Here is a 26,208-nt window from a genome sequence, read left to right as displayed (position 1 = left end):
ATAAACTATCCTACTGACATTAATGAATAATATCAGAAGCCCTCTTCCATATTCTTCCGTCTTGATGTACCTTTGAATACCGTCAGTCAAGGCTATTTTGACACCCATACGGCACCCATAGCATTCTGATTTCTCCCCATGCCGAGTTCGATTCATGACTATATCACTGACAAAAAACGGTATTGAGGCTGCGATCGGCAAAGTCCGCGCGGACCCGACAAAACGGATCGAGCTTCGAGACGACAAAGAAGGGGGCCTCGTCTTCCGCGCGGGCGAGCGCAGTTCGACCTGGTCGCTAGCTGTACGCCTGCAGGACGGCCAGCGCAGCCGGATCAAGCTTGGAACCTGGCCGGGCATGGGGATCGCCGAAGCCCGTGCCGCAGCCCGGGTTGCGCGGACCCAGATTGACCAGGGCAGCAATCCCAACGAACGCAAGCGCGTCGCGCGCCGAACCGCAGCTATCGCCGCTCTCAATCGCAAGACTCTTTCCGAAGTGATTGAGGACTATCACGCGGCTGTGCTTTCGCACCATCGGCGTGGAGCACAAACCAAGCGGGCGCTCGATGGAAAGAGGGGGCTTCTGCGGACGCTGCTCAACCGGGAACCGGGTTCGATCATGCAAGCCGAGATTTCCGATCTCGTGAAGAAGCATGCCAAAACGGCGCCTATCGCCGCGAACAGAAACCTGGCTTACGCCTCGGCCTTCTTCAACTGGTGCGTCGATGAAGGGGTTCTTAGCGAAAACCCTGCGAAAAAAGTGCGCAAGCCGTCCAGGGAAAATGAGCGCGAGCGATTCCACACGATTGATGAACTCAGGGAGATATGGGCCGCGGCTGGCACATTGGGCTATCCCTTCGACCAGCTTTTTCGATTGCTGATCGTGCTCCCCAATCGACGCGAAGAGGTCGCTGCGATGCCTATTGAGCATCTCGATCTCGCCACCGACCAGTCACCTGATGAAGCTGTGTGGTTGTTGCCCAGCGCTCGCACCAAGATGAACAACGCACTGCGCGTGCCGCTATCCGCGTTGGCGCGGTCTATCATCATCGAAGCGATCGAACATCCGGATCGACCGAAGGACTCCAAGTTCGTTTTCACGACGACGGGCGACACGCCTGTGTCCGGATTCACCAAGGGGCGGCGCAGATTGGACAAGGCAATTCAAGATGCACGCATCGATCGGATGGAGGACGAAAAGGCGCCTGAGATGCCGCATTGGGTAGTTCACGATCTCCGGACCACCTTCAACACTCACGCCTGCGAAATTTTGGGAATTCCGCCCCATGTAGCGGATCGTATTCTCAATCACGTGGCGACCGCTACGCGATCCAAGATCATGCGCGTCTACAACAAGTCGGAGTTGTTCGAGCCGCGCAAAGAGGCCCTTCGCGCTTGGGCGTCGCTCTTGGAGCAGCGCGTTATCTCTTGCTGTAGCGCTGCGGTCTCAGCGCGACCTATAGTCGTGGATTCAGCAGCGTAGGCCCATGCTCGTTGTTCCGGGCGTCGCGAATTGCGGGGGGCGACTTGGATTGAGGCGTATTCAGCCCTGCGGACTTCCCCCGTTCGAAAATCCGGCCGCAACAGCTCGTGGCGTTCTAATTGTAACTTAGCACACCGCGCGCTGGGATCGTTTTGGCTGGCCACAACCAGACCGCGCAACCATATGAGGGTCCAATAAGCACGGCACAGATGTTCAATTTGGACATTTTGCATCTTTTGTTGAAAGATGCGAGGCCGCCACCATTGGCAGGACAAATGGCCGGATGGAGACAAGAATGATGAGCCGATTGGAGCGGATAGGGTGGATCGGTGTCGGCAAGATGGGCTCATCGATGAGCTATCGGTTGGCTAGACAAGGCTATCCGGTAACGGTGTTCGACCCATCACCGACCGAAATCGAACGCCTCATCGCCGAAGGTGGGCAGAGGGCGGCGAGCTTGGCCGAATTGGTGAACGCGAGCGACCTGATATTTATTACCATTCCGAACGACCAGGCGCTCGAACAGATCATCTTCGGCGAGGACGGGATTCTGCCCGCGCTCGACGAATCGAAGCTGATCATCGAAATGAGCACGCTGTCACCTGCTTTGTCTGCGAGGGTGGCATCCGCACTCGCCGCCGCGGGCGCGCGATATCTGCGCGCTCCGGTTTCCGGCAGCACCGTCGCGGCGAAGGACGGGAAGCTCACCGTGCTCGCGTCGGGCGATAGTGCCGACTACGCCGCTGTGCTGCCGCTCCTGTCCTGCCTTTCGGCGCGCCAGTTCCTGGTCGGATCGGCGGAGGAAGCCCGCTACCTGAAACTGGTCCTCAACCTGATGCTGGCTGGTACCGCAGCGCTGGTCGGCGAGGCGCTAACCTTTGGTGAGAAAGGCGGTCTATCAGTCGAGACGATGCTCGATGTCATCGGCGAAAGCGCGGTCGCGTCGCCGGTTCTGGGCTACAAGCGCGATATGCTCATCCGGCGTGATTTTACGCCAGCGTTTACGGTGTCACAGATGATCAATGATGTCGATCTCGCGATCAATTCGGCCAATTCCGATCATGTGCCGATGACGCTCAGCGCACTCGTCCGTCAGCGATATGAAGCAGCCCGCGCACAAGGGCATGGGTCGAGGGACTTTTTCATGCTGCTTGAACAATGCGAGCGTGATGCCGGCTTGCCGCGCGAACAACCACGAACTCTTGCGTCCGGTCGACTTCCTCGCCGAAACGCGGTCGCCCGTGCCGCGCCTGCAGCCACTCGGCCGCGATAGCCCAATTTGGAATGTAACCGTGCAGCTCGTCGTCAATGAGATACGCGGTCAGACAATGACCATCTCGTCGGTGGCGCAATCTTCGGGTGTTCTGCATGTTTCCCTCGGCGCATCGAGCCACCTCAGCCCATTGCGATTGACGAAGATGAAACCACTCGAAACACGCCGATCATCAACGCGCTCGCGGCCATGGCTCTTCAGAAAATAGGGCTGAAGACTTTCCCTCTGCTCGTCCGTCAACCACTATAAAACACTCATCATCCAGGCTCCTCACCGCGAGCGTGAATCACAACCGTCTCATCAAATTAGTAGGTCCTGATCCTGGGTATGGCTCGGCTCGAGGGTTTCGACCAAATTTTTGATTTCCGACACGATGATTTCGGGTTCGGTCAGGGGAATGAAATGACCCGAGTGTTCGGCAAGGACGTGACGCCCGTACGAAGACAGGCTGGTGCGGCGCGCGTGTGAGGCATTGAATGCTGCGCGCAGAGTCGTCGACATGCCGGGATCGGCTTTCGCTCCAGAAATCACCGTCACGGGAAAATCGACGGACGTTGCGGGCCGATGACGCCAGGCGTTCATCGTCTCGATCATGCCCTTCAATTCGGTGCCGCGGGTCTGCATCGCGCCGTTGGTGAATGCTTCGGCCCGGAACTCGGCGCGGAGAAGCGCGGGGAGCGGTGCAAGCTGCTTGTCGAAGAGCCGCCCGAGCAGTCCGATGCGTGCGAGCAGGTAGCTGGCATGGTGGACGAATTTCTCCATCAGGCGAAAGCTGCGCGAAAAGACAGGATCGCATCCCTCGTCGGACGGATCGACAAGGACCATGCCGGCGACGCGGTCAGGCCGCCGCGCTGCGGTTTCGCGCACGACGAGCGCCCCGCCGCTATGCGCGACGAGCAGGACAGTAGTGGCTTCGAGGCTGTCCAGCAGATCGTCGAGGTCATCAGCCATGCGCGATACCGTTCGCGGCGCGGTATCCGTCTCGCTGCGCCCCAGGCCAGCGCGATCATAAACGATCACGCGCGCGCGCCGCGCCACTTCAGGCACAACCAGGCCCCAATAGGAGCGTGGGGCGGCGAGACCGGCTTCGAACAAGATCGTCGGAACGCCGGGTGCGTTCTCGCCTTTCACCATGACATGGAGACTGCGGCCGTCGCGCGTGATCACGGCCCGGCTCGTACCGAGCGGGTGCTCGCTCATGACCGGCCGCCGGTCAAGACGCCCGCCATCCACGCCAGCACGCCGCGATGACCACCAACGTAAGCCCCAGCGTCGCCCAGGAAACAAGGTCGTACCAGCCGTCGCCGACCAGCGCCGCGACCAGCCCCACCGCGTTGGCGAGCGCCATCAGCAGCGGCCAGCGGAAGATGCGCCAGCCCGACTGACTGCCCTTCATCGGCGCCTTCATTCCGTGGGCCCAATCACGCCGCCGCTCTCGAGTTCGGCGACGCGTTTTTCGATCGGCACCTTCCGCCGCCCAAGCCACAGGCGAAGCCCGGTCCACAGCACGACGATCGCCGCGATGTCGAGTAGCGCCCAGATGATCTTGAGCGGCATTCCGCCATAGTCGCCAAAGTGCAGGGGGGCTGAAAGGAACAACGTTTTCACATACCAGGGCATGTCGCGGACATCGGTAAGCTTGCCGGTCTCGGCGTCGACCATCGCGGGGTTGATCAGCCGCTCGGTCAGCGGCGTATCGCCGGCGAGCGCGACCATATAATGATGTTTTGTGCTGAACTGGCTTCCGGGCCAGGAGACGAGGCTGACCTTGGCGTCCGGAACCGCGGCGCGAACCGTTGCGACCGCCGCGTCGACCGACGTCAGCTTAGCGGGCAGCGTCGCGTCCTTGTAAGGCGCCGCCATCTCGGCAAGCTCATCCATTTGCCAGATCATCGTGATCGGAAGCGTCATTGTGATGATGAAGCCCGTAAGACCGACGACGCTGACCCAGCCGAGCGTCACGATACCGACCATATTGTGCGTGTCGAGCCATCGCAGCCGCCGACTGCGGTCCTTTCGCACCGTCCCGAACGCCAGCTTGCGCATGAAGGGCGCGTAGACGACCACGCCCGACACCACGGCGACGAGGAAGACGAGGCCGATCAGTCCCAGGAAAAGCTGGCCCGGAATGCCGAGCAGAAGATGGGCGTGGAGATCGAGCAGGAACGCCATCACCCCTTCGTTGAACGGCGGCGCGTCGAGGCGCTTGCCGCTGCGCGCGTCATAGAGATAGAGCTTGCCCTCGTCCTCGCCGGCGAGCGGCGTCGGCCCGACCGCGGCGAAGATGACCGGCTTGTCGGCGTCATAGGCGACGAAGATATTGTGCCAGCCGGGATGGCCCTTCAGCGCGTCGGCGGCGACAGCGTCGAGGCTGGCGCTGCCCTCGGCCGTCGCCGCGATCACCGGCGCGCGGGTCAACGCGTCGATCTCTTCGTGAAAGATCAGCGGCAGCCCGGTGATGCAGAACATCAGCAGAAAGGCGGTGCAGACGAGGCTGGTCCACTTATGGACCAGATACCACCGCCGGATGCCGGTTTGCGAAAGCGCCATCGCCCGTCCTTCAGAACCTGAGTTCGATGCCCGCGCTGATCTTGCGCGGTTCGAGGAGGACGGCATTGTCGAGCGCGGGCACGTCCATGCCGGTGAACGGGTTTGCGCCAAGGCCCTTCGAGACGACCTTGTTGCTGTTGAGCAGGTTGCGCGCAGTCAGGAACAGCTTCGCCGGCCCTATGCTGTAGGCGGCGCGCGCATTGACCACCGCCCATGAGCCGACCTTCGCGCGCTCGACGTTGAGCACTTCGGAAAAATAGGACCCGCTGTAACGGATGTCGGCTCCGAGCTCGAACCGGTCGTCGGGAGAAAAGCTGAAACCAGCGGCAAAGTTGAACGTGGGCGCCCGCGGCAGCTCATTCCCCACCGCGCGCGGATCGCTGCTGTAGCGATTGATCTTCGTGTCGAGCAGGCCGATGTTCGCGAAGATTTCATTCTTGTCCGACGGTCGCCAGCTGAGGCCCACTTCGGCGCCTTGCGTGGTCGCGCGTTCGGCGTTGCGGATCTCGATCGACAGCGAGGTCAGATAGAGCGGAAGCTGCATGTCCTTGTAGCGGCTGTAGAAGATATTGCCGGTCAGCGACAGGTCGTTGCCGAGGCCGGCGCGCCCGAAGCCTTCGAAATTCCAGACATGCTCGGGCCGATAGGTATAGCCCTGGAAGGGCGGGGACAGGGTGATGCTGGCGCCGCCCGCGTTATAACCGCGGCTGGCGGTCACACCGATCGTCACATCGGGCGCGACGTCGAGCGACAGCGTCGCCTTGGGCAGGAACTCTTTATAGGTTTCCTGAAAATCGGTGACGAGGAAGCCCGTCGCGCCGACACGATAGCGCTTCTCTTCTTCGTAGCGCGCGCCGAGAATGATCGAAAGCCGATCGGCGGGCTTCACCGTGACTTCGCCGAACACTGCCGTCGTATCGGTCTTGTCGCGATAGGCGCCGCCGCCGAGCAGATCGTTCGTGTCGTCCTGGCGGGCACGGAAGATATAGGCGGCGACGAAGCCCGAAAAGCGGCCGTCTGCGGTGCCGTAGCGCAGCAGCGGCTGGGCCATATATTCTTCGCCGTCGATCTGTGCATTGCCGGTGCCGGCGGGCGCGTAGCGGTTGATCCGGAAATCGGTGGCGGAGAGCAGCAATTGCAGGCTGAGCCCGCCTGCAAGATCGATCGTCGTGTCGGAGGTCGCGGTCGAATTGCGCGACCGGAACACGGGCTGTTGCAGACCCGCGTCGATCGAGATCGCGCGCTCGAACGGCAGCTTCACCCAGTTCGACTGCGGCTCCTTCCCATCCTGATAGGAAAGGGTGAGGAGCGACCGAATGCCTGTGGCGGGCGTCAGCAGCAACTTGCCGCGGAAGGTCTTCGTGTCGTAGCGACCGGGGTTGTCGGTGCCCGGATAGCCCTGAAAATCGACGAAGCTCTGGCTGCGCTGCCAGTCGGCGCTGGCGCGGAAGGCGAGCAGGTCGGACACGATCGGGCCGCCGATCGCCGCCGAGGTCTGGATCTCGTCGCGATTGCCGACCACCCCGCGCGCCGCGCCATGCCAGTCGAAGGTCGGATCGGCGGTCTTGATCGCGACGACGCCGGCGATGGCGTTACGGCCGAGCAGCGTATTCTGCGGCCCGCGATAGACCTCGACCTGCTCGATATCCCAGAGGCTGGTGTCGCCGAAGGTCGCCTCGTTGAAGCTCAGCGTGCGCCCGTCGACCAGGTAGCTGAAGCGGGGCCGGCCCCCCGCGAAGAAGGCGGTCGGGCCGCCGCCCGGGCCGGTGCCGTCGATCCCGCGCACCGCAGGCATGTCGTTGCCCGGTTCGGTGGCGATGATGTTGGGGATGCGATCGAGCAGTTCGTTGACCGACCAGACGCCCGATTTTCGTTCGATATCTTCCCGCGTCGATACCGAAACGCTTGCTGCGGTTTCACGCAGGGTCCGATTGGCGCGCTCGCCGGTAACGATGATGTCATCCGGCGCCGTCGGCGCATCTTCGGCTCGCACCGCTCCAGCCTGGCCGAGCGCACAGGAGGCCGCGCCGATCACAAACAGTATATTTTTCCGCATATAGATTATCGCCCCATTTTGGGCGCTTGGCGCCGATGGGACAGGCCAGACCTTATGTCATTTTTCCTGAAAACACCCACGGGCCGTGCGCCGACCATCGCATAGCGCGACGCACTTGCGACTAATTCCTATTATCGTTTAATCTGGCTGGGCGCCATCGCGCGCGCTATGCAGAAAGGCGAAAATTCCATTGCGAGAAATGAGTCGCGTGGGAACAGTACGAGGCAGGTCGATGCGTCATGAGAGCACAAGCAGATCGGAAGCGGGCTTCCTGATACCTTCCATTTCGGGCGACTTTTCCGTGTCGGACCTCGTCCGGGCCGCCGCCGAGCGCGCCGTCAAGATTAGCCATGTCGCGCGACCCGATTCCCGGGTCGATACGCCGGCCATGTCCGGGACGGTTTTTGGTGAGGAATTGCAGCCCGGGCTGCTTCTAACGGCGTACGACCTTGTCTATACCGCAGATAGCCAAATCGAGGTCGAAGTAGACCGCTCGATCTCATGTGCGATCATGCTTGAAGGGGAGACCGCCGCGCTCGAAGTGATGGGCTATCCTCCTGTCGTCTCGCCACCGCGGCGGGTCATCGTCGTCGGGTACGGCGAGAGGCTGTCGTGTAGTCGCCCCTGGCGAGCGATGCAGCATAATCGCGCCTTCGGGGTCACCCTCCGCCCGTGCTTTTTCGACCGGTTTGCCGATCTTGTAGACGACGGCGGACTCGACGTGCTGCGATCCTATCTCGACCCGGGCCTCCATTCGTCGCTGTTACCCCCGTCGCGCAAGCTGATTGATCTCGCGGAAAATACGCTCCGGCAACCCTATTCCGGGGCGCTCGGAGCCATTCACCGTGAAGCACAGGCACTCGGGTTCATTCTCGAAACCGCGTCGATGCTCCAGGAAGAGCAGCGACTGGTCGCGCGGATCGGGCGGCGCCATTATGACCGCGTGGTCCATGCCCGCACCATGCTCGATCATAATCTCGTCGATCCGCCAAAGCTTCTCGAACTTGCAAGGGAACTTGGGATCAACGTCACCACGCTCCAGGCGAATTTCAAGGCCGCGTTCGGTACCACGGTCTTCGGTTATGTGCGCGCGCGGCGGCTGGAGATGGGGCGCATCCTCATCGTCGAGCATGGCGTCGGCATCGCCGAGGCAGGATATCGGGTCGGCTTCACCAACCCCGCTGCCTTCACCGCCGCCTATCGCCGGCACTTCGGCCTTCCGCCATCGCTGGACCGGAAGAATACTCAGATCGTGCCTCATTGAGGTGTCGACTATCTCCTCTCGGAACCAACGACCGCCGATGTCTTAGTCTCCTAGGGTCGACCGCCGAGGCTGAAATAATGCGCCGTCCCAAGGTGCTTGGCGAACGGTCGCGGGAGGAGCGCCGATTGTTCGTTTTCTAGGCTTTTCGGATCTTCCGACGCATCGCATGTAGCGCCGCTGATCCGGTTTGCCTGAGATTCCATCGCCTCGTTCATCGTCAACGCGGAGAAAATTGCTCAAAGAAGAGATCAGGAATCGAGATCAGGCGAAAAAGAGACCTGCCAAATCACCCGTCACGCGTACCAATTTCCGGGTCGAACGGTCGAGGCAGCATAAGGTGCTGGTCACTTCCGCGCGCACGTCTCCTGGCTGCCCGATCCGGAGTTCGAAGATGGCGCGGGGACCCGAATAATCTGCGACCCATAGCTCGATGTCCACCCTTTCGCCCTCGAAGACCGGGCGTCGGTAAGTTATCTCATGCCGGAACGCCACCCAGACGATCCTCTCCAGATCTTCACGTCGTGCAGTATTCTGCCAAAAATGCGAAATCGCCTCCTGTACCCACCGCAGATAGACGGCGTTGTTCACATGACCGAGCTCGTCGATCATATCGAGAGTCACGAGGATCTCGTGCCGGTAGCGTAACGCCTGACCATGATGCTGAGGGATCATCGGTCTGGAGCGAACCCGCTTGCTCTGGCGGGAGCTGACAATGCCATGCCCTGACGATGGTAGATATCAAAGCGCGCAATGATCATGAATTCCTCGCTCTCCGGCGTCCGGCGTAGGCTCGCTGCCTCCCCGCCATGCGTTGTGGCAGGCGATGAAAGCTTGACTCGCGACAACTCGGATATCATATGAAATCTGAAATTGAAAGACCGGGAGAGACGAGATGCAATTGGCACGCGCCCAGACGCCGCGGGTCCGCCGGGCCGACAGCCAGGCCGCAACGCGTGCCCGCTTGCTCGATCTCGCCGAACACATGGTCGTGAGCCAGTCCATACCCGGCCTTTCATTGCGCGCGCTCTGCGGCGCCGCAGGCTATACCCAAGGGGCTTTCTACTCGAACTTTGCGAGCAAGGACGCCCTTCTCCTCGATCTTCTCGAGCGGCATATGGGCGAACAACATGCCAGCTTGGCGTGTATCGCCGACGCCGTGGCTGGAAGCAGCGTCGAGCGCACTCTTGACGCGTTGACCGAATGGCTTCGAGCGCTCGCCGCGCAGCGTGAATGGGCTGCGCTTGCAACCGAATTGCGGCTTCATGCAAACAGGGATCCTTTATTCGGAGAGAGGTTCGAACAGGCCGAGGAGCGTATGCTGGCCTTGTTCGGGGCGCTGCTGGCCGATCTCGCGAAGCGATTTTCAGTCGATCCGCCTGTCGCCGCGAGGGCGGCAGCCGAGGCCCTCCTTGACCTTTGGCGCGGCCTTGCATTGCGTCGCCACACAGGCGCGGCGCCCGAACTGACGTTCGTGCGGACCCTGCGCGCCCTGATGGGCCTGGGTGATGGATACATCGCAGCAGGCGGCGGTTCGGCCGATGCTGCGAGCGCCGGTGTATCGACACAGCAAGGTCAAACCCGCGAAGGGAGGATATAGACATGATGCCCATAGCGCGAAGGCCCATTCCATCGCCGGCCGGCCTCCCTCTGGTGGGACATCTGCACCAGATCGCGCGTGGAGGACTGATCGGCCGATTGCTCGAAGTCAGTCGCGGTACGCCCGAGGGAATCTTCAAGATCCGCTTCGGTGACCGCGTCTCGCTATTTGTTACCGACCCCGACCTCGTTGCCGAACTCTCTGACGAAACGCGGTTCCGCAAAATGCCGGGTCCTGCGCTGCAAGTCGTCCGGAAATTTGCCGGCGATGGTCTCTTCACCGCGTTCAGCGACGAGCCGAACTGGGGCAAGGCGCACCGCATCCTCCTTCCGGCTTTCAGTCAGGGCGCTATGCGTGGATATTTCGACATGATTGTCGACGTCTGCGACGAGCTTGTTGCGAAGTGGGAACGGCTGGCCGGCACCGACGTGCTCGTGGCCGACGACATGACGCGGTTGACGCTCGATTCCATCGCGATCGCGGGTTTCGGCCATCGCTTCGACAGCTTCGGCCGCGACGAGCTTGACGACTTTCTCGTCGCATTGGGCCGTGCCCTCGAAGAGGCGCTCAACATGATCACCCGGCTTCCTATTCAGCAGCGCTTTGCAGCGCGCGCGAAGGCCCGGTACGAAGCGGATATCGCCCAGATGAATTCCCTGGTCGACGGCATTATCGCCGACCGCCGCCGGCAACCGTCCGACGGCAAGGATCTGCTCAACCTCATGCTGAATGCAGTCGATCCGGAAACGGGTGAAGCGCTGGACGATCTCAACATCCGATATCAGGTCCTGACATTCCTGATCGCCGGCCATGAAACGACGTCGGGTATGTTGACCTTCGCCTTCAGCTACCTGCTCCGGAATCCGTCGGTTCTCGCCCAGGCCTATGCGGAGGTTGACCGCGTGCTGCCGGGTGGCGCACGCCCCGACTATTCGCAGGTCGCGCAGCTCAAAGTCATCGAACGAATCCTCAAGGAGGCGCTCCGGCTGTGGCCCACGGCCCCGGCGTTCCAGGTCGCCCCGTTCAAGGACGAGATCATCGGCGGCGCATGGCACATGCGCAAGGACCGGCCGATCAACATCTTCACACCCGGCCTGCACCGCAGTCCGCTTGCTTGGGACGATCCCGAAGAATTCGATATCGACCGTTGGCTTCCCGATGCCGAGGCTGCACGCCATCCCCACGCCTTCAAGCCGTTCGGCAATGGCGAACGGGCCTGTATCGGACGACAGTTTGCCATGGTCGAGGCGAAGATTGCCCTTGCAATGCTGCTGCGCCGGTTCGCGATCAGCGATCCGCACTCCTACAAGCTCCGGATCAAGGAAACATTGTCAATCAAGCCCGATGACTTCCGCATGCGCATTCGGCTTCGCGGCGCGCACGAACGGAGTGTGCACGCGCCATTAAATCAGGCGGCCACCGAGGAATCTCTCGCCTCCATTGCTGGCACTGGCCGGCGTTTCGTGGTCCTCTATGGTTCCTCCCTCGGGACGGCGCGCGATGTTGCCGAAGAAATCGCCGAGCGCGCCGAGGCAGATGGATTTGATGTCGCTGTTCGACCAATGGACGAGGCGCTGCAAAGCGGCGCTCTGCCCGAAGACAAGCTGATCTTGATCATCACCGCCACCTATAATGGCCGTGCTCCCGATTCAGCCAAAGAGGTCGAGAAGTCGCTGGACGCGGAGGTATTCACGGTGGAGGAATGGGCGGGTGTGCGTTTTGCCGTCCTTGGTATCGGCAATTCGCAGTGGCCTAATTATCAGGCCTTTCCGAAGCGTATCGACGCCGCGCTCGACGCTGTGGGTGCGACGAGGCTGGTGCCCCGTGCGGAAGCCGATGGTCAAGGAGATTTCGACGGCGCGGTCGCCGGCTTCGTTCGGGATCTGTGGCAGGCGCTCGGAGCTGCGAGCGTACCCGTCGCATCCGATGCGCAGCTGGCAATTCGGCTGGTTGAACCCGGCGATCTTCGGGCATCGGCGCTGCCCGAGCATGCGCAGCGCTTGGTGGTGGTGTCGAACACCGAACTCGTCCGACCCGCCGACGGGCTTTGGGATTTCGCGAAAGAACCGCCCCGGCCCTCGACACGGTTGATCCGGCTTCGCTTGCCCGAAGGACAGACTTACCGGGCGGGAGATCATGTCGCGGTCTATGCCCGAAACCGTGCCGACCTGGTCGACCGCGCGCTGGCCCGGTTGGCGCTCGATCCGGCCATGCAGGTCACCGTGGACGGGCAGGGTGGCCGCTTTCGTCATTTGCCGCTCGGCCGCACACTGACCGTTGGGCAACTGCTTACTGACTTCGTCGAGCTGTCAGACCCGGCGCCAAAACGCGCGCTCGATGTTTTGGGAGGCGCGACACGTTGCCCGAAAACGCGCGCCGAGCTAGCTGTACTCGCCAATGACTATGATGCCTCGGTGGCGGGCAAACGGCTGACCCTGCTTGACCTTTACGAGAGCCATCCTGCAATCGAGGCCGACTTGGCTCAGCTCATCGAGTTGTCGGCGGCGATTGCGCCACGCTTCTATTCGATTGCCTCGAGCCCCCTGATTGCGCCGGATATTGTGGACCTGATCATCGGCACCGCCGCGGCGCCCGCTTGGTCGGGGCTGGGGGAGCATCGCGGTTTTGCGTCGACCTATATGGCGAGAGCGGAGGCTGGGGCCGAGGTGTTCGCATACGTCCGTCAGCCGAATCCGCCGTTCGCGCCGCCCACTGACCTTGCTGTTCCCATGATCCTCATTGGACCCGGAACGGGCTTCGCGCCTTTGCGTGGCTTTCTACAGGAGCGAGAGGCGCAGCGCATGACGGGCGCGTTCACTGAACCCAGCCATCTCTTCTTCGGTTGCCGACACCCTGATCACGATTGGCTTTGCCGCGGCGAGATGGAGCGCTGGGAGACGACGGGACTCGCCTTCCTGCATCTCGCTTTCTCCGCAGTCGAAAGTCATCCGTGGCGTTTTGTTCAGGATGCCCTCTGGGCTAAGCAGGAGGCCGTCTGGGCGGCCCTCGAAGCTGGAGGATATGTATATTTGTGTGGCGACGGGCAGTTCATGGCACCCGCTGTCCGCGATACACTGATCCGCATCTGGATGCAGCAGGCCGGCGGCGAGCATGCGCAAGGCTCGGCCTGGCTTGAGGCCCTGATTGCACAAGGACGTTTCCAGCAGGATGTCTTCGGCTTCGGCAAATAGTGTGGCAGCCTGGCAAGACCGAAATCGCATCCGCGCCCTTTGACGATCGGTCACAAATCTGGGGAGATCTCCGCACATCTTCGAAGCACGCGGATCGGCTGCGTGGCGTCTCGATGCAGGTCTCAGCCATTGAGGAAACGCGCGGTGTGCGCTGCGTGTGCTACGTCAACACGCACGACCGGCCAACGCAACCGTCCGCATGGTCTTAGCGAAGTTCGGCGACAGCAGTTCTGATCCAGTTCGAGAATTCGCACGCGAGGTGCCATCTATGCCCGCTCACGACTGACTGCCGCCGTATTTGGCGAGGACTTGCCGTTGCTTCCGACCAGCACGGCCGCTGCCGCCGATGAGAAACCTTGCGTCGTTCCCGCCAGCGGCGCGACCCTCGCTCCGGTCAAAGGGAAGCGAAGGAGTCGTGTGATGGAATACTTTACCGGCCTTGATGTCTCGGTCGACGAAACCGCAATCTGTGTCGTCGGCGATGATGGAAAAGTGGTGTTCGAAGCCGCTGTCGAAACCGATCCCGCTGCGATCGCGGAGGCACTGCGACCCTACGCGGACCGCATGCGCCGCGTCGGCCACGAGGCCGGGTCGTTGTCACCTTGGCTGCACACCGAGCTGCTGGCGGAAGGTGTTCCAGCTGTCTGCCTCGAAACGCGCCATGTGCGCGCGGCGCTGTCGGCGCAGCGCAACAAGACCGACGCCAATGATGCACTCGGCATCGCTCATATCATGCGGACCGGCTGGTTCCGCCAAGCGCATATCAAGACGGATGGCTGCTATCGGATCAGGCTGCTGCTCGTTCAGCGCCGCAATCTGAAGCGCAAGTTCCTCGACATCGAAAATGCCATCCGACACTCGCTGAAGGTGTTCGGGATCCGGCTCGGCAAGGTCGGCCGCGGCGCCATGGAAAAGGCCGTTCGAGAGTCTGTCGCCGGCGACGCAATGACCGCTGGACTCATGGACTGCATGCTTCGGGCGCGCGCGGCGTTGTGGGCTGAGTATCTGACGCTGCACAAGCTGGTCGTACAGATCGCCATGCGCGACGAGCTTTGCCGGCGCTTCATGGCGATCCCCGGCGTCGGTCCGGTGACAGCGCTGAGCTTCAGTAGCGCGATCGACGATCCTCAGCGGTTCCGCCGATCGCGCAATGTCGCGGCCTACTTCGGACTGACGGCAAAGCGGTGGCAATCGGGCACGTCGATCGATGTGCATGGTCGCATCAGCAAGGCGGGCGATCCCGATGTGCGCCGCGCGCTCTACGAGGCGGCGTCGGCGATGCTCACCCGGTTCAAGGGTAGCGACATGATCAAGACCTGGGGTCTGAAGCTCGCGAAGACGAAGTGTCACGCGAAAGCGCGTGTCGCCGTCGCCCGCAAGCTCGCCGTCGTCATGCACGCGATGTGGCGCGACGGCACCTTCTATGTCGGCGATCCGAACGCGTCGGCGGACGATATCGACACCATGAATGCGGCGAAACGGCATCGGCTAAGCCGCGCGAACTCATGACAAACACGGCCATATCGACAGCCGGTTGACGGCTCACGAGCTCAAGGAGGTCCGCGCGAGCGGCAGAGGAATGATACAGACCAAGGAAACGGGAAGCACGATATCTTGCCTGTGGCCGCGCACAGCGGACCACGCGCGATTGCCTGTGAAGTTGCCCCGTAAATCCGATAGCGACATGTGCCGCGACGGTTCGCGCGCCGCTCAAATGCGGATCGAACACGCCGTCGATGAGCCCGGAGGACTGCACGGCGTATCAAACCTCAACCACTTCGCAGACGTCCCAAAGCCCACGTCGAATAGTGCCCGATTACTTGCTATGAAGGAGAGATGGAGATGGCGAAATCTTGCAGAAAACGGGAGCCAAATAGGACGGCAAGATAAAGGTAGGAAATTCAACCGTGAGCTTTGCGCGGAAGCCGCTCCCTTCGTCGCGGAACTGGTGACGAACTCCCCCTATCGCCGTGCCGTTCGGTGTTCGCGCCACACCCGCGACCTCTGACGGATAATCGGGGTCGGGTGTCGAGCGCAGGGTAGAAAGATCGGCGTAATCGATGAAGAAACGAGCAGCCATTGGCGACCCGCCATTCGTCTCGATAACTTCCTGCCGGCCCGCGGCGTCGGTGGCAATAAGGTAATGCTCGGGCGCCGCCGCAACCATGACATCTTCACGGCTCCGATGCGCGAGTTCCTCGAACCAATTAGCGAACGCGGCCGCGGACCCTTCAGGCGACACAATCTCAATCACGCTGTAGCGGCGCCCGCCACGCGACAGCCACGCGACAAGCCGTGCATATTTGTCCGAGACTGCAAGCTCGCGCCGCAGCAGCTTGCGGACGCCAGAATGGCCTAGTTGCAGTTTGCGGGCGCGCAGCTCTGCGCGAAGTTTTTCAAGATCCATATGATTGGCCCGGAGGCCCAGTCTCCGGAGCGCCCTGCCTGCGCTATTTCGCTCCCACCTCTCGACTGCATCTTGCGATACGGCCTCGCCGTTGATCAAGACTTCAAGATCGATCGTCATTGGCTTGCCAGTCCCTCTGTCATGCTATAAAGGCAACTATGGTTGCATTAGTGCCGAGAGGCAACCAATATGATGACGTCGAGTGAATTGAAGACGGGAGGGCCGCGTAGCAGACCGGGCGGCCGCTCGACAAAAGTGGTTACGGCGGTCCGCCAGGCCTTGTTCGATTTGCTGGCAGAGCGTGGACTTGACGGCGTCGGGATTCCTGAGATCGCTTTGCGCGCGGGCGTCAACCGGACGACGATATACCGGCGATGGCCTACGAAGGCCGCGCTTCTCTTGGCGGTCATGCTCGAAGAGATGCGGGCGAGGGTGCCAACGCCCAATACCGGTCGTTTCCAAACCGATCTGGAGCAGATGTTGAAGGGCATCGCCAGCATATTGACCGATCCCGCCATCCGCAGCATTTTCTTCTTTTTTTCCTCAAGGGTCGATCCCGAGGCCGCGCGCGTCAGATCCGCATTCTGGGAGCAGCGTTTTGCGGACAGTGGTGAAATTGTTACGCGCGCAATCATGCGGGGCGAACTTCCCAAGGATGTTTCGCCGCGCGTGATTCTCGAGCTGGCAGCCGCGCCGCTTCTTTACCGCATCCTCATTCTCGGGATGTCTGTTGACGATCGAACCATCCGACAAATGACAGCTTGGGTCGCGCGCCAGGATGTGAAGGGCTTCCCCCCTTTGCAGGCGGCCAATCTTCGCAGTTAGGTTCAGCCCCGCGGTGTGTGAAGAACGTGCGCAATGCCGACGAGCAATGCAGTGCGGTCGGTGTCGAGTGCGGCAAGGCGATGGGCCAAGCAACCGAAGGAAGTTACAATCCGCCTAGATCGCAGCCGCGCTCCTCCAATATTGGTCGAAGCGCGCGAAAGGCGGCCGGATGCCGATTGAGCGGAATCGTCGGATAGAGGTGATGAATGATGTGATACTGCATGCCCGACGAGCCGATATTGCCAAAGAAGCTCTTGAAGGCCCGGGTATCCTTGTACCGTCCGCGACCGGTCATCGGCCGATGCGGCGCCCAGCTGAGGTAGAAGTTGATATAGGCCAAGCCGATTTTCAGCGGCAGCCACCAAAGCAGCAGCGCGTCAAGCGCATGTCCGCTCCATGCCAACGCAGCGAGGATCGAATATTGCACGGCCTTCGCGGCCATCGCGTGGAGTGCGGCGGTCTTTGCGGCGGATGTCCCGAGCCTTTGCAATGTCATGCCGTAGCGGTCGTGGCGTGGCTGCCCTTTTACAACCGCTCTGCCGATTGCGGCCCAAGCGCTGTTTGCAGCCATCGGAATGTCAGGATCGAGCAGCGGGTCGTTCGTGTGCCGATGATGTTCGAAATGGGTTACCCTGAGGACGGTAAGGGGGGCGAACATGGGAATTAGCGCGTACCAGCCGATAAACTCGTTGAACCAGTGCCAGCGCGATCCTTCCGGCACGATGATGTGATGTTGGGCTTCGTGCGATGGCAGATAGGCGGCGGTCATATTGATCGTTGCGATCAGAAATCCTGCCCATAGGGGCAGGGCACGTGTCATGACCAGCGGCCACAGCGCGAGCCACAGGCTTGTGTTGACGAGGGGCCAGACGACCATGATCCATGGGAAACCGCCGATGAACTGTTCGGCGATCGCCTTTTCGCGAGTCCTCAGACCCGGCGTCGTTGCTTCCGTTACCACAGCCAGGTCTTCCGCTGCCGCGCGATCACCCCTAATATGATACCGGTTATGAGTCCGAACTGGATGGCGCTGAGGCCGACAGGAGCGTCGAGACCGGCCGCGCCCATCACGGAGGCGATAACGGGCGCTAGAAACCCGATCCCAAACAGGATCGGTCCAAGGCTGAAGAGAAAACCGACGATCCGCATTCGTTACTCCTTCATCGCGCTAACGCTGTTATTCGGCGCGTCGGAATATCTCATCATGTCGCGCGCGTAATCAGCGGCTGATCCAATAGGTCATTCGCTCGATTGAGGCCACTCCGGCGAACACCTTCTTCCAGCGCTTGGACACCGAAAGCCTGCACTGATCTGCCCCCTTCTGAGTGGTCCAAAATTGATGATATTTTGGATGACGAAGGAGACATGGAATGCCGAGCAAGAAGCATCGCCCGGAAGAGATTATCGGCAAGCTGCGTGAAGCGGAGGTTGTGCTGGCGCAGGGCGCCACGACCGCCGAGGCGTGCCGTCGGATTGCGATCAGCGAGCAGACCTACTATCGTTGGCGCAAGGAATACGGCGGCCTGAAGACCGATCAGGCGCGTCGAATGAAGGACCTGGAGAAAGAGAATGCGCGGCTTCGCCGTGCGATATCCGACCTGACGCTGGACAAGCTGATCCTGCAGGAAGCTGCTCGGGGAAACTTCTGAGCCCCGCGCGCCGCAGGCGCTGTATCGACCACATCAGGACGATGATGCCGGTGTCCGAGCGACGGCTCTGCCGCGTGCTCGGGCAGCACCGGTCGACACAGCGCAAGGCGCCCCGCGGGGCGGATGACGAAGCAGCTCTGACCGATGATATCATTGCGCTTGCCCGGCAATATGGTCGCTATGGCTATCGGAGGGTGACGGCGTTGCTGCGCGATGCGGGGTGGCATGTGAACCGCAAGCGAGTTGAGCGTATCTGGCGCCGCGAAGGGCTGAAGGTGCCACAAAGGCAGCCGAAGCGCGGGCGTCTGTGGCTGAACGACGGATCGTGCATCCGACTTCGGCCCGAGTATCCCGGGCATGTCTGGTCCTACGACTTCGTCGAGGGCCGCACCCATGATGGTCGCAAATACCGGGTCCTGTCGATCATCGACGAGGCGAGCCGGGAGTGCCTGGCGTTGCCGGTAGCGCGTAAGCTCAGGAGCGATGACGTGCTCGCAGCGCTGACCGATCTGTTCGTCACGCGCGGCCCGCCAGCGCATATCAGGTCAGACAATGGCCCGGAGTTTATCGCGACCGCCGTGCAGGAGTGGCTGGCGAAGGTCGGCGTGAAGACGCTCTACATCACGCCGGGCAGTCCATGGGAGAATGGCTATTGCGAAAGCTTCAACGGGTCGCTGCGCGATGAACTGCTCAACGGCGAAATCTTCTACTCGCTCGCTGAGGCCCGCATCCTGATCGAGGCGTGGCGGCGTCATTACAACACCGTCCGGCCGCACAGCTCGCTGGGATATCGACCACCGGCGCCAGAAGCCGTTCCATCGCCAGTGTCGCCCTCCGGTTCCGCTTCGCTCCACCTACGGCCGACACTGGCGATGGAGGCGTCAATGCACTAACAATCCGATCGGACCACTCGGTGGGGGCCGGTCAGTCTTGTTCCGTATTTTTCGACCCGGGATGCAAGGCGTGATGCCCTTTTCCTGCAAGGCATCGCGGAACCAGTCGGCGTCAGGTGGCCGCCATTAAATGCAGCGGCGGAACTCGGCCGGGGTTACGCCTAGCGCCTTGCGGAATGTTCTGTTGAGATGGCTTTGGTCGGAAAAGCCGCAATCGGCCGCCACCACTTTTAGCGGGATGTTTCTCAAGAGTAGCAACGACTTTGCCCGTTCAATTCGACGCTGAACCACAAAGGCATGCGGCGTGACGCCGAATTCCAATTTGAATTTGCGAGAAAAGTGAAACGGACTCAATCCCGCGGTAGACGCCAGATCCTCAAGGTGGATACCATCCGCCAATGTTTCCTCAATATATTCGGAAACTGCCTTTCTCAAGCCCGACCCCAAGGCTCCCCCATGGGCCTCCTTGATCTCAATATCGGCGTAGTTTCTGATTATGTGAACGGCGAGCTGCGTTCGTAGCGCGTCAATCAGCAGGGTCTCTCCAACTCCTGCACCCCGGTATTCCCGCTCGAGCATCGCGAGACATGAAGGTATCACAGTGTCGTTGCTGCGGATGCGGTCATCAATCTCTATCGTCGCGAGATTCCGATCAAAGATTTGCGCTGCGGCGTCGATGATGACGTCATGGCTAAGGTAAATATGCTGTACGGTGATAGCGTCATCCCACTGCCATGTTGACTGCGCGCCTCGTGTAAGGAGGGAAACAGCCCCTGCACCAAGCTTCTCGGCCTGCCAGGGGCCGCCGCAACGTCGGCGCATGAAAGTGTCCGCTTCTTGATAGACTACGATCATGTAGTCCCGCATTGTCGGGATCTCGACTTCAAGGCCGGAATATCGATACCCCATCAAGGTAATGCCGCGCCAGCCCATCGCGGAACTGTCGGTCGTCTTGCGCCCCGGAATCCATTCCTTGATGTGTTCAGGTGGAATTAGGTCAGTCATCGCTCACTCCCCCAACCCGGCGCTCTCGTTGATCTATGGCACGCAAGCTGGCCTTTGTCCTTTGGCCTAGTCGCCGTCAGCCCCCTTGGTACAAAACACTATGGCCTGATTTTCCAGCTCCGCAATCTGCGCTTCACTGTATCCCGATTCAAGCAATATGTGTCGGCTGTTCTGCCCGAAGCCGGGCGGTGCAGAGTGGACCGATCCCGGCGTTCTGCCAAACTTTGCAGCTATTCCTGTACCGCGATAGCCTTCAGCCTCGACCACCATGTTGCGGTGGATGGTATGCGGATGCGCTAGCGCGTCGCTGACGTTTCGCACAACCCCGGCCGGCACACCGGCCATCAGGAGGGTCTGTTCGAGATCTTCCGCCTCAAATTGAGTAAGGCATTCCGCCAGAATTTCGCCAAGCTGCTCTCGATGCGCAATCCTGTCAGCATTGTCTGCGAAGCGCTCATCCCGGGCAATGTCCGGGCGCTCGAGCACTGCACAAAGCTTTGCGAACTGACTATTGTTGCCAACCGCGAGATAGATATTTCCGGTTCTCGTCTCAAACATGTCATAGGGAACGATGTTGGGATGACCGTTGCCAGTCGCCACAGGAGTCTTGCCCGACATCAAGCTATTCGCCGCCTGCGGATGGAGCATGCTGATCGCGCAATCGTAAAGAGGAACTTCGATCTGTTGACCAAGCCCCGATCGGCCGCGTTCGATTAAGGCGGCAAGGATGGCATTGCAGGCAATGAGGCCTGTTCCGATATCAACGATAGGCGTTCCCATCCGGACCGGTCCATGTTGTGGGTCGCCATTGATGCTCATCAAGCCCGTCATTGCCTGAACTACCGCATCATATCCTGGGAATCCGCCTAACGGGCCGTCGGCACCGAAGCCCGTAACATGGCACATGACAAGGCGCGGGAAGCGCCTTTCAAGCACCTCGGTATAGCCCAAACCCCACTTCTCCAGCGCACCACTCTTGAAGTTGTGGACGAGCACGTCTGCTTCCTCCAGCAGCTTCAATACGATGTCCCGTCCTTCCGGCTTGCCCACATCGATTGAGATCGAGCGCTTGTTGCGATTGGCGCCGGAAAAATATGCGCTGATCCCGTTCTTGAAGGGAGGCCCCCATGCTCGTGTTTCGTCACCTTGCGGCGGCTCGATCTTTATGACTTCGGCGCCGTAGTCGGCGAGAACCTGCGTGCAGTATGGCCCGCCAAGTACGCGGCTGAGGTCAACGACACGAATGCCTGCGAGCGCGCCGTCAATCATAGCACTTCCTCGTATAGCGAGACGACATCGGCAAACGACATGTCGCGCGGATTGTTCGCTTGCAGGCGGGTAAGGCCGGTCGTTACCTCGCTTGCCATCATCGGAACAGCTTCGGCAGAGATGCCCAGCTGCGAAAGGCGCGTTTCGAGGCCGCTTGAAACGAACATGGACTCGATCGCCAAGATTAGACTGTTGGCCGCCTCAAAGTCGTCGGTGAACGTCTTCCCAGGCAAAAGCACGCGGGCAAGTCGTGCGTATTCAGCCTCCGCCGAAGGGAGGTTGAAGCGCAATACCGGTGCTGCAACCAAGGCGTTACCATGGCCGTGCGGTACCTGGAAATGGCTGCTCAACGGGTAGGAAAGGGCGTGGATCGAGCCTACGCTGGCGTTGATGAACGCCATGCCCGCCAGGGTAGCCCCCAGCAGCACCGCTTCGCGTGCAGCCAGATCCGAAGGAGCGTCAAGCACGCGCGGTAGATTTTGTCCGAGAAGTGCGAGCGCCTTGTCTGCCAGCCCGTCCGATACCGGGTTCTTGCGGGTCCGACTGGTCGCAGCCTCGATAGCGTGCACCATCGCATCGAGGGCAGTTGCTGCGGTGATCTTGCGGGGCATGCCTACGGTAAGCTCTGCGTCGAGCAGTGCAACGTCCGGGAGCAATTGCGGCGCATAAACCGCCATCTTCTCGTGATTCTCGCTGGTCAGGACCGAAACCCATGTGACTTCCGAGCCAGTGCCAGCGGTGGTGGGGATCTGAATCAGCGGCAGCCGCTGGCCGACTGCCTTATCGGTGCCGATCATATCCTCGACCGACTGGCCCGTCGCCGCTGCCAGAGCAACGACTTTCGCAGTGTCGAGAGAGCTTCCACCACCCAAGCCCATTATGGCATCGGCGCGGAACGACCGGGCGCACTCCACGGCATCGTTAACTACAGTTATGGGCGGATCCGCTGCCACGCGATCGAACGTCGATGTCGCGATTCCGATGTCGGCGAGGGCGGAAACGGCTTGTTCGGCAAATCCGCAAGCAACAATTCCAGGGTCGGTTACAAGCAAAACGCGACTTCCGCCAAGGCCACGCATAAGTGCTCCAATTTGAGAGAGCGATCCCGCTTCGCAGATAACGCGCGGACAGGAACGGAAGTCGAGGTTCATTTCAGGTCTCCGATCAGGCTGCGTCACGGATCATGTTCCGTGCGATGATGAGTTGCTGAATCTGTGTCGTGCCTTCGTAAATTCGAAACAGGCGCACATCCCGGTAGAACCGCTCCACTGAATATTCGGACATATAGCCTGCGCCACCATGAATCTGGACCGCGCGATCGGCGACCCGGCCAACCATCTCGCTGGCGTACATCTTGCAACATGCCGCTTCCGTCGACACGTCTTGACCGGAGTCACGTCGACGTGCGGTCTCCTCGATCATGCAACGGGCGGCAAATGCTTCGGCCTTGCTGTCGGCTAACATCGCTTGAATGAGCTGCTTCTCGGCAAGCGCCTCACCGAACTGCCTGCGCTCCATGGCATAGCTAAGGCTGTCCCGGATAAGCCGCTCGGCGGCGCCGACGCATACGGCAGAAATGTGCAGACGACCGCGGTCGAGTACTTTCATCGCCGTCCTGAATCCCTGGTTTTCGCGATCTGGACCACCGATGATCGAGGTCTTGTGCACTCGTACATCCTGGAAAATTACATCGCAGGTGTGCGTCCCTCTCTGGCCCATCTTGCGGTCCCGAGCGCCGAATGTGATGCCAGCTGTATTGCCCTCTACGAGGAAGGCTGTAACGCCCGAAGAGTTGGTCGATCCTGGTTTGGTGCGTGCGAAAACTGTGAACAGGCCAGCGTGCGGCGCGTTTGTTATGAAACGTTTGGTGCCATTTATGACGTAATGATCGCCATCGCGCTTGGCGGAGGTTGAAAGCGAACCGGCATCAGAGCCCGCATCGGGTTCGGTCAAGGCAAATGAAGAGATCAACTCTCCCGTTGCCAGTCGAGACAAGTAGCGCTCTCGTTGCTCGGGCGTGCCATCGATGATGATCCCTTGCGACCCGATGCCATTGTTCGTTCCGATCAGTGACCGGAACGCCGGGGAGGCCTGACCGAGTACAAATGCAGCTTTTACCTCTTCAGCCATGGTCAGGCCGAGCCCGCCATATTCCTGAGGTATCGACATGCCGAATAGGCCCATGGTCCTGATTTCCTCGGCGAGAGCCGGCGGAATTGCATCGGTTTCGGCCACCTCGGCCTCGCACGGGATGAGCCGCTCGCGGACAAAGCGATCCAGCGTGTCGAGGAACTGTGAGAGTGTATCGTCGTCCAAAGGCATCAAATGGTTCCAAAAGTTTAGGGCGAAATCGCGCTGATGTTGCGGACAACGTCGTTTAGCCGAGCAGCAATGTCGGTTTCGATCCAATCGCGTGAGAGCTGAGACGCCGCCCCCCCGCAATTGAAGGCTAGGACAGGAGAACCGTCTGAGGGGATGAAGGGCACCGCGACGGAGTTTACATCCGTCTTCCATTCGCCAATCGAAAGGCAATATCCGTATTTGGCGTAGGATTCGAAAGCGTCATATATCCCCCGCTCGATCGCGGGCCAGCTCGCGCCTTCATATTCTTGAATTTCAAGAAGAATTTCAGATCTGAGATCTTCGGATATACCCGCCAGATATGCGCGGCCAATCGCCGTGGTCGCCAGCTTGATATGGGCCCCAACTTCGATCGCGAGTGTGACCGGATTCGGACCGCGGCAGCGCTCGAGGTAAACCATTGTGAGGCGATCTCTGCCCGCAAGCGCAACGGGCATTCCCGAATAATTCGCCAGATCCTGCATATATGGCTTGGCCAATTGCAAGGTGGGCATGCCGGCCAGGCACGAATATCCCAGAGAAAGGACCGGCGGAGCGAGGCGGTATCGGGCCGTTTCCGGATTGAAGCTCAGGTAGCCAAGGCGATGCAGCGTGTAAGTTAGCCTCGAGATCGTCGACTTGCTCAAGCCGGTCCGAGCGGCAAAATCACCATTGCCTAAGGTCTCACCCTCCTTTCGGAAAGCGCGCAAAACTTCGAGTCCACGTCCCAATGCGACCACGAAATCGCGGTCTGTATCTCCGGCTTTTGAAGGTTCCTTGCGCGGTCGCACCGCATACTCCTCTCGCTCCGGTCGCTGCCGGCTTGAAATGCTTCTAAGCAGCGAGTAATGCTCGTGTCAAGTTTGCGGAATATATTTCCGCACAGCGGAATAAATTGTTTGAGATGCTCGTGCCGCAAGGACGCTGGCACTCGGGATCGGAGAGGATCATTATGACGCAACATGAGTATGCAGACATCGGATTGTTCATTGCCGGCGCCTGGATCGGTCCAAGAGAACGCGAGGCACAGCCAGTGATCAATCCGGCTACGGGGCAGCAGATAGGCCTGATGGCGATGGCGACACCGGATGATCTTGAGGCATCGGTTCGATCTGCCCAGGCGGCTTTTGATGATTGGAAGCAACGTTCGCCGCTCGATCGGAGCGCCATCTTGCGGCGGTTCGCGAACCTGCTTCGTGAGAACGAAGAATCAATTGCTACGGCAATCACCTTGGATGAAGGGAAGCCGCTGGCTGAAGCGCGCGTTGAAGTGCGGGCCTCGGCCGATCATGTCGATTGGCATGCTGAGGAAGGGCGCCGCATTTATGGCCGAGTGATTCCTTCGCGCTCTCCTGCCGTACAACAGCTGGTCCTGCGTGAACCAGTGGGGGTATGCTTGGCGATTACGCCCTGGAATTTTCCACTGAGTCAGGCGGTACGTAAGGTCGCGGCCGCGTTAGCTTGCGGTTGCACGATGATCCTGAAAGGCCCTGCAGAAGCTCCGTCCGCATGTTTGGCCATCGCCCGTTACCTTCAAGAAGCTGGGCTGCCCGATGGGTGCCTCAATCTTGTGTGGGGCAATGCGGCGATGATTTCACAAACGCTGGTGGCCCATCCTGACGTCCGCAAAATTACTTTCACCGGTTCGGTTGAAGTTGGGAAAAATCTCGCTGAACTCGCGGGTCGCCACATGAAGCGCACCACGATGGAACTTGGCGGTCATGCGCCGGTCCTGGTTTTCGACGATGCTGATGCAGAGGGCGCTGCTTTGGCACTGGCCGGCAACAAACTGCGAAACGCTGGACAGGTCTGCATTTCACCGACCAGGTTCTTCGTGCAAGCAGGCGTCCATCAACGCTTTGTCGATGCTTTGGTGAACGCCTTCGCGAGTGTCAAAGTTGGCGATGGGCTGGAGGCAGATGTTCAAATGGGACCGCTGTGCCACGCAAGGCGGATTACGGAAATGGAGCGGCTTGTCGAGGACGCGCGCGCTGGCGGAGCCGCAGTCCTGGCTGGCGGCACACGACAGGGAAATGCGGGCTATTTTTTCGCACCGACCATCGTCGATACCATGGGTGATCGCATCGCACTGATGCGGGATGAACCATTCGGGCCAATTGCCGTTATTTCCCGCTTTGGTGATATCAGCGATGCTGTCGATCGGGCAAACGCATTGCCGTTCGGCTTGGCTTCCTATGTCTTTACCAGTTCGCTTGAGCGGGCCGATCGTGCCGCCGCCGCCCTCCAGGCCGGCATGGTCAGCATCAATCACTTTGGACTGGCATTACCTGAAACCCCGTTCGGAGGGGTCCGTGACAGCGGCTACGGCACGGAAGGCGGTAGCGAAACCTTTGACGGCTACCTCAACACGAAATTTGTTTCGCGGTTTGCGGGAGTTTACCCATGAGC

22 protein-coding genes and 2 pseudogenes are annotated in these 26,208 nt (G+C 60.5%); 9 read left to right on the top strand and 15 right to left on the bottom strand.

Going from position 1 to position 26,208, the window contains the following annotated elements:
• The first annotated feature begins 154 nt into the window (after nucleotides 1-154).
• Entirely contained in the window at nucleotides 155-1,480 is a 1,326-nt protein-coding gene (locus P1IM2_RS08775; protein WP_186402199.1) for a site-specific integrase, read from the top strand.
• Nucleotides 1,481-1,775: 295 nt separating this feature from the next.
• On the top strand, nucleotides 1,776-2,753 hold the full coding sequence (locus P1IM2_RS08770; protein WP_186402198.1) for an NAD(P)-dependent oxidoreductase: 978 nt from the start codon (nucleotides 1,776-1,778) through the stop codon (nucleotides 2,751-2,753).
• Between the two features lie 99 nt (nucleotides 2,754-2,852).
• Here P1IM2_RS08770 and P1IM2_RS08765 read toward each other — a convergent pair.
• From P1IM2_RS08765 to P1IM2_RS08745, 5 genes and pseudogenes are all read right to left on the bottom strand, one after another.
• Nucleotides 2,853-2,993: pseudogene (locus P1IM2_RS08765) on the bottom strand (transposase); the annotation flags it as partial.
• Between the two features lie 60 nt (nucleotides 2,994-3,053).
• Nucleotides 3,054-3,953 carry an alpha/beta fold hydrolase gene (locus tag P1IM2_RS08760; protein ID WP_186402197.1) on the bottom strand — a complete coding sequence of 300 codons (900 nt, stop codon included), beginning with the start codon at nucleotides 3,951-3,953 and terminating at the stop codon, nucleotides 3,054-3,056.
• Between the two features lie 13 nt (nucleotides 3,954-3,966).
• Nucleotides 3,967-4,149, bottom strand: a complete 183-nt coding sequence (locus tag P1IM2_RS08755) for a hypothetical protein (RefSeq protein WP_186402196.1) — start codon at nucleotides 4,147-4,149, stop codon at nucleotides 3,967-3,969.
• Between the two features lie 8 nt (nucleotides 4,150-4,157).
• Entirely contained in the window at nucleotides 4,158-5,303 is a 1,146-nt protein-coding gene (locus P1IM2_RS08750) for a PepSY domain-containing protein (protein WP_186402195.1), read from the bottom strand.
• A 10-nt stretch (nucleotides 5,304-5,313) separates the two neighbouring features.
• Entirely contained in the window at nucleotides 5,314-7,359 is a 2,046-nt protein-coding gene (locus P1IM2_RS08745; RefSeq protein WP_186402194.1) for a TonB-dependent receptor, read from the bottom strand.
• Nucleotides 7,360-7,558: 199 nt separating this feature from the next.
• Between P1IM2_RS08745 and P1IM2_RS08740 the strand changes: the two genes are divergently transcribed.
• Nucleotides 7,559-8,623: a helix-turn-helix transcriptional regulator gene (locus tag P1IM2_RS08740; RefSeq protein WP_186402193.1), complete on the top strand. Its 1,065-nt coding sequence runs from the start codon at nucleotides 7,559-7,561 to the stop codon at nucleotides 8,621-8,623.
• A 261-nt stretch (nucleotides 8,624-8,884) separates the two neighbouring features.
• Here P1IM2_RS08740 and P1IM2_RS08735 read toward each other — a convergent pair whose 3' ends face one another.
• Nucleotides 8,885-9,295 (bottom strand): acyl-CoA thioesterase, encoded by a 411-nt coding sequence (locus tag P1IM2_RS08735; RefSeq protein WP_409574531.1) that lies wholly within the window; start codon nucleotides 9,293-9,295, stop codon nucleotides 8,885-8,887.
• A gap of 220 nt (nucleotides 9,296-9,515) precedes the next feature.
• Here P1IM2_RS08735 and P1IM2_RS08730 point away from each other — a divergent pair, with 220 nt between their 5' ends.
• The 3 genes from P1IM2_RS08730 (at nucleotide 9,516) to P1IM2_RS08720 (ending at nucleotide 14,920) form a co-directional block, all read left to right on the top strand.
• The gene (locus tag P1IM2_RS08730) at nucleotides 9,516-10,220 is read left to right on the top strand and encodes a TetR/AcrR family transcriptional regulator (RefSeq protein ID WP_186402191.1); all 705 of its coding nucleotides are present in this window, start codon (nucleotides 9,516-9,518) and stop codon (nucleotides 10,218-10,220) included.
• A 2-nt stretch (nucleotides 10,221-10,222) separates the two neighbouring features.
• Entirely contained in the window at nucleotides 10,223-13,411 is a 3,189-nt protein-coding gene (locus P1IM2_RS08725; protein WP_186402190.1) for a bifunctional cytochrome P450/NADPH--P450 reductase, read from the top strand.
• 420 nt (nucleotides 13,412-13,831) lie between these two features.
• Complete coding sequence (locus P1IM2_RS08720; protein ID WP_186402189.1) at nucleotides 13,832-14,920, top strand: IS110 family transposase; 1,089 nt, start codon at nucleotides 13,832-13,834, stop codon at nucleotides 14,918-14,920.
• 307 nt (nucleotides 14,921-15,227) lie between these two features.
• On the opposite strand, the gene P1IM2_RS08715 is transcribed toward P1IM2_RS08720, so the two are convergent.
• Nucleotides 15,228-15,938, bottom strand: a complete 711-nt coding sequence (locus P1IM2_RS08715) for a hypothetical protein (protein ID WP_186402188.1) — start codon at nucleotides 15,936-15,938, stop codon at nucleotides 15,228-15,230.
• A gap of 69 nt (nucleotides 15,939-16,007) precedes the next feature.
• Between P1IM2_RS08715 and P1IM2_RS08710 the strand changes: the two genes are divergently transcribed.
• On the top strand, nucleotides 16,008-16,643 hold the full coding sequence (locus P1IM2_RS08710) for a TetR/AcrR family transcriptional regulator (RefSeq protein WP_186402187.1): 636 nt from the start codon (nucleotides 16,008-16,010) through the stop codon (nucleotides 16,641-16,643).
• A gap of 103 nt (nucleotides 16,644-16,746) precedes the next feature.
• On the opposite strand, the gene P1IM2_RS08705 is transcribed toward P1IM2_RS08710, so the two are convergent.
• Together P1IM2_RS08705 and P1IM2_RS08700 are read right to left on the bottom strand one after the other, a co-directional pair.
• Nucleotides 16,747-17,520: a fatty acid desaturase gene (locus tag P1IM2_RS08705; RefSeq protein ID WP_186402186.1), complete on the bottom strand. Its 774-nt coding sequence runs from the start codon at nucleotides 17,518-17,520 to the stop codon at nucleotides 16,747-16,749.
• Between the two features lie 77 nt (nucleotides 17,521-17,597).
• Complete coding sequence (locus P1IM2_RS08700; RefSeq protein WP_186402185.1) at nucleotides 17,598-17,792, bottom strand: hypothetical protein; 195 nt, start codon at nucleotides 17,790-17,792, stop codon at nucleotides 17,598-17,600.
• Nucleotides 17,793-18,013: 221 nt separating this feature from the next.
• Here P1IM2_RS08700 and P1IM2_RS08695 point away from each other — a divergent pair.
• A protein-coding gene (locus P1IM2_RS08695) for an IS3 family transposase (RefSeq protein ID WP_186402184.1) occupies nucleotides 18,014-19,185 on the top strand; the annotation gives its coding sequence in 2 pieces (ribosomal slippage) (nucleotides 18,014-18,278 and nucleotides 18,278-19,185; 1,173 coding nt in all).
• Nucleotides 19,186-19,218: 33 nt separating this feature from the next.
• Here the strand turns inward: P1IM2_RS08695 and P1IM2_RS08690 are convergent.
• From P1IM2_RS08690 to P1IM2_RS08665, 6 genes and pseudogenes are all read right to left on the bottom strand, one after another.
• Nucleotides 19,219-19,299 (bottom strand): annotated as a pseudogene (locus tag P1IM2_RS08690) (IS5/IS1182 family transposase); the annotation flags it as partial.
• A 12-nt stretch (nucleotides 19,300-19,311) separates the two neighbouring features.
• Nucleotides 19,312-20,190, bottom strand: coding sequence for a helix-turn-helix transcriptional regulator (locus P1IM2_RS08685; protein WP_186402183.1), 879 nt, complete (start codon nucleotides 20,188-20,190; stop codon nucleotides 19,312-19,314).
• A 66-nt stretch (nucleotides 20,191-20,256) separates the two neighbouring features.
• Nucleotides 20,257-21,459 (bottom strand): CaiB/BaiF CoA transferase family protein, encoded by a 1,203-nt coding sequence (locus tag P1IM2_RS08680; RefSeq protein WP_186402182.1) that lies wholly within the window; start codon nucleotides 21,457-21,459, stop codon nucleotides 20,257-20,259.
• Entirely contained in the window at nucleotides 21,456-22,610 is a 1,155-nt protein-coding gene (locus tag P1IM2_RS08675) for an iron-containing alcohol dehydrogenase (protein ID WP_186402181.1), read from the bottom strand. The genes P1IM2_RS08680 and P1IM2_RS08675 overlap by 4 nt, the downstream gene beginning before the upstream one ends.
• A gap of 13 nt (nucleotides 22,611-22,623) precedes the next feature.
• On the bottom strand, nucleotides 22,624-23,781 hold the full coding sequence (locus P1IM2_RS08670) for an acyl-CoA dehydrogenase family protein (protein WP_186402180.1): 1,158 nt from the start codon (nucleotides 23,779-23,781) through the stop codon (nucleotides 22,624-22,626).
• Between the two features lie 17 nt (nucleotides 23,782-23,798).
• On the bottom strand, nucleotides 23,799-24,590 hold the full coding sequence (locus P1IM2_RS08665; protein WP_186402179.1) for an IclR family transcriptional regulator: 792 nt from the start codon (nucleotides 24,588-24,590) through the stop codon (nucleotides 23,799-23,801).
• A gap of 113 nt (nucleotides 24,591-24,703) precedes the next feature.
• Between P1IM2_RS08665 and P1IM2_RS08660 the strand changes: the two genes are divergently transcribed.
• Entirely contained in the window at nucleotides 24,704-26,206 is a 1,503-nt protein-coding gene (locus P1IM2_RS08660; protein WP_260833984.1) for an NAD-dependent succinate-semialdehyde dehydrogenase, read from the top strand.
• The last annotated feature ends 2 nt before the right edge of the window (nucleotides 26,207-26,208 follow it).

This window comes from Sphingopyxis sp. P1IMeth2 (assembly GCF_900185685.1).
Lineage (GTDB): Bacteria > Pseudomonadota > Alphaproteobacteria > Sphingomonadales > Sphingomonadaceae > Sphingopyxis > Sphingopyxis terrae_A.
This window is presented reverse-complemented; position numbering and strand designations above follow the sequence as displayed.

What these genes read in the sequence shown, in the direction of transcription:
- P1IM2_RS08750 (WP_186402195.1), bottom strand. Translation starts at nt 5,303, where the DNA reads ATGGCGCTTTCGCAAACCGGCATCCGGCGGTGGTATCTGGTCCATAAG.
- P1IM2_RS08740 (WP_186402193.1), top strand. Translation starts at nt 7,559, where the DNA reads ATGAGTCGCGTGGGAACAGTACGAGGCAGGTCGATGCGTCATGAGAGC.
- P1IM2_RS08760 (WP_186402197.1), bottom strand. Translation starts at nt 3,953, where the DNA reads ATGAGCGAGCACCCGCTCGGTACGAGCCGGGCCGTGATCACGCGCGAC.
- P1IM2_RS08715 (WP_186402188.1), bottom strand. Translation starts at nt 15,938, where the DNA reads ATGACGATCGATCTTGAAGTCTTGATCAACGGCGAGGCCGTATCGCAA.
- P1IM2_RS08735 (WP_409574531.1), bottom strand. Translation starts at nt 9,295, where the DNA reads ATGATCCCTCAGCATCATGGTCAGGCGTTACGCTACCGGCACGAGATC.
- P1IM2_RS08775 (WP_186402199.1), top strand. Translation starts at nt 155, where the DNA reads ATGACTATATCACTGACAAAAAACGGTATTGAGGCTGCGATCGGCAAA.
- P1IM2_RS08770 (WP_186402198.1), top strand. Translation starts at nt 1,776, where the DNA reads ATGATGAGCCGATTGGAGCGGATAGGGTGGATCGGTGTCGGCAAGATG.
- P1IM2_RS08745 (WP_186402194.1), bottom strand. Translation starts at nt 7,359, where the DNA reads ATGCGGAAAAATATACTGTTTGTGATCGGCGCGGCCTCCTGTGCGCTC.
- P1IM2_RS08685 (WP_186402183.1), bottom strand. Translation starts at nt 20,190, where the DNA reads ATGACTGACCTAATTCCACCTGAACACATCAAGGAATGGATTCCGGGG.
- P1IM2_RS08730 (WP_186402191.1), top strand. Translation starts at nt 9,516, where the DNA reads ATGCAATTGGCACGCGCCCAGACGCCGCGGGTCCGCCGGGCCGACAGC.
- P1IM2_RS08700 (WP_186402185.1), bottom strand. Translation starts at nt 17,792, where the DNA reads ATGCGGATCGTCGGTTTTCTCTTCAGCCTTGGACCGATCCTGTTTGGG.
- P1IM2_RS08725 (WP_186402190.1), top strand. Translation starts at nt 10,223, where the DNA reads ATGATGCCCATAGCGCGAAGGCCCATTCCATCGCCGGCCGGCCTCCCT.
- P1IM2_RS08755 (WP_186402196.1), bottom strand. Translation starts at nt 4,149, where the DNA reads ATGAAGGGCAGTCAGTCGGGCTGGCGCATCTTCCGCTGGCCGCTGCTG.
- P1IM2_RS08670 (WP_186402180.1), bottom strand. Translation starts at nt 23,781, where the DNA reads ATGCCTTTGGACGACGATACACTCTCACAGTTCCTCGACACGCTGGAT.
- P1IM2_RS08680 (WP_186402182.1), bottom strand. Translation starts at nt 21,459, where the DNA reads ATGATTGACGGCGCGCTCGCAGGCATTCGTGTCGTTGACCTCAGCCGC.
- P1IM2_RS08675 (WP_186402181.1), bottom strand. Translation starts at nt 22,610, where the DNA reads ATGAACCTCGACTTCCGTTCCTGTCCGCGCGTTATCTGCGAAGCGGGA.
- P1IM2_RS08660 (WP_260833984.1), top strand. Translation starts at nt 24,704, where the DNA reads ATGCTCGTGCCGCAAGGACGCTGGCACTCGGGATCGGAGAGGATCATT.
- P1IM2_RS08705 (WP_186402186.1), bottom strand. Translation starts at nt 17,520, where the DNA reads ATGGTCGTCTGGCCCCTCGTCAACACAAGCCTGTGGCTCGCGCTGTGG.
- P1IM2_RS08720 (WP_186402189.1), top strand. Translation starts at nt 13,832, where the DNA reads ATGGAATACTTTACCGGCCTTGATGTCTCGGTCGACGAAACCGCAATC.
- P1IM2_RS08710 (WP_186402187.1), top strand. Translation starts at nt 16,008, where the DNA reads ATGATGACGTCGAGTGAATTGAAGACGGGAGGGCCGCGTAGCAGACCG.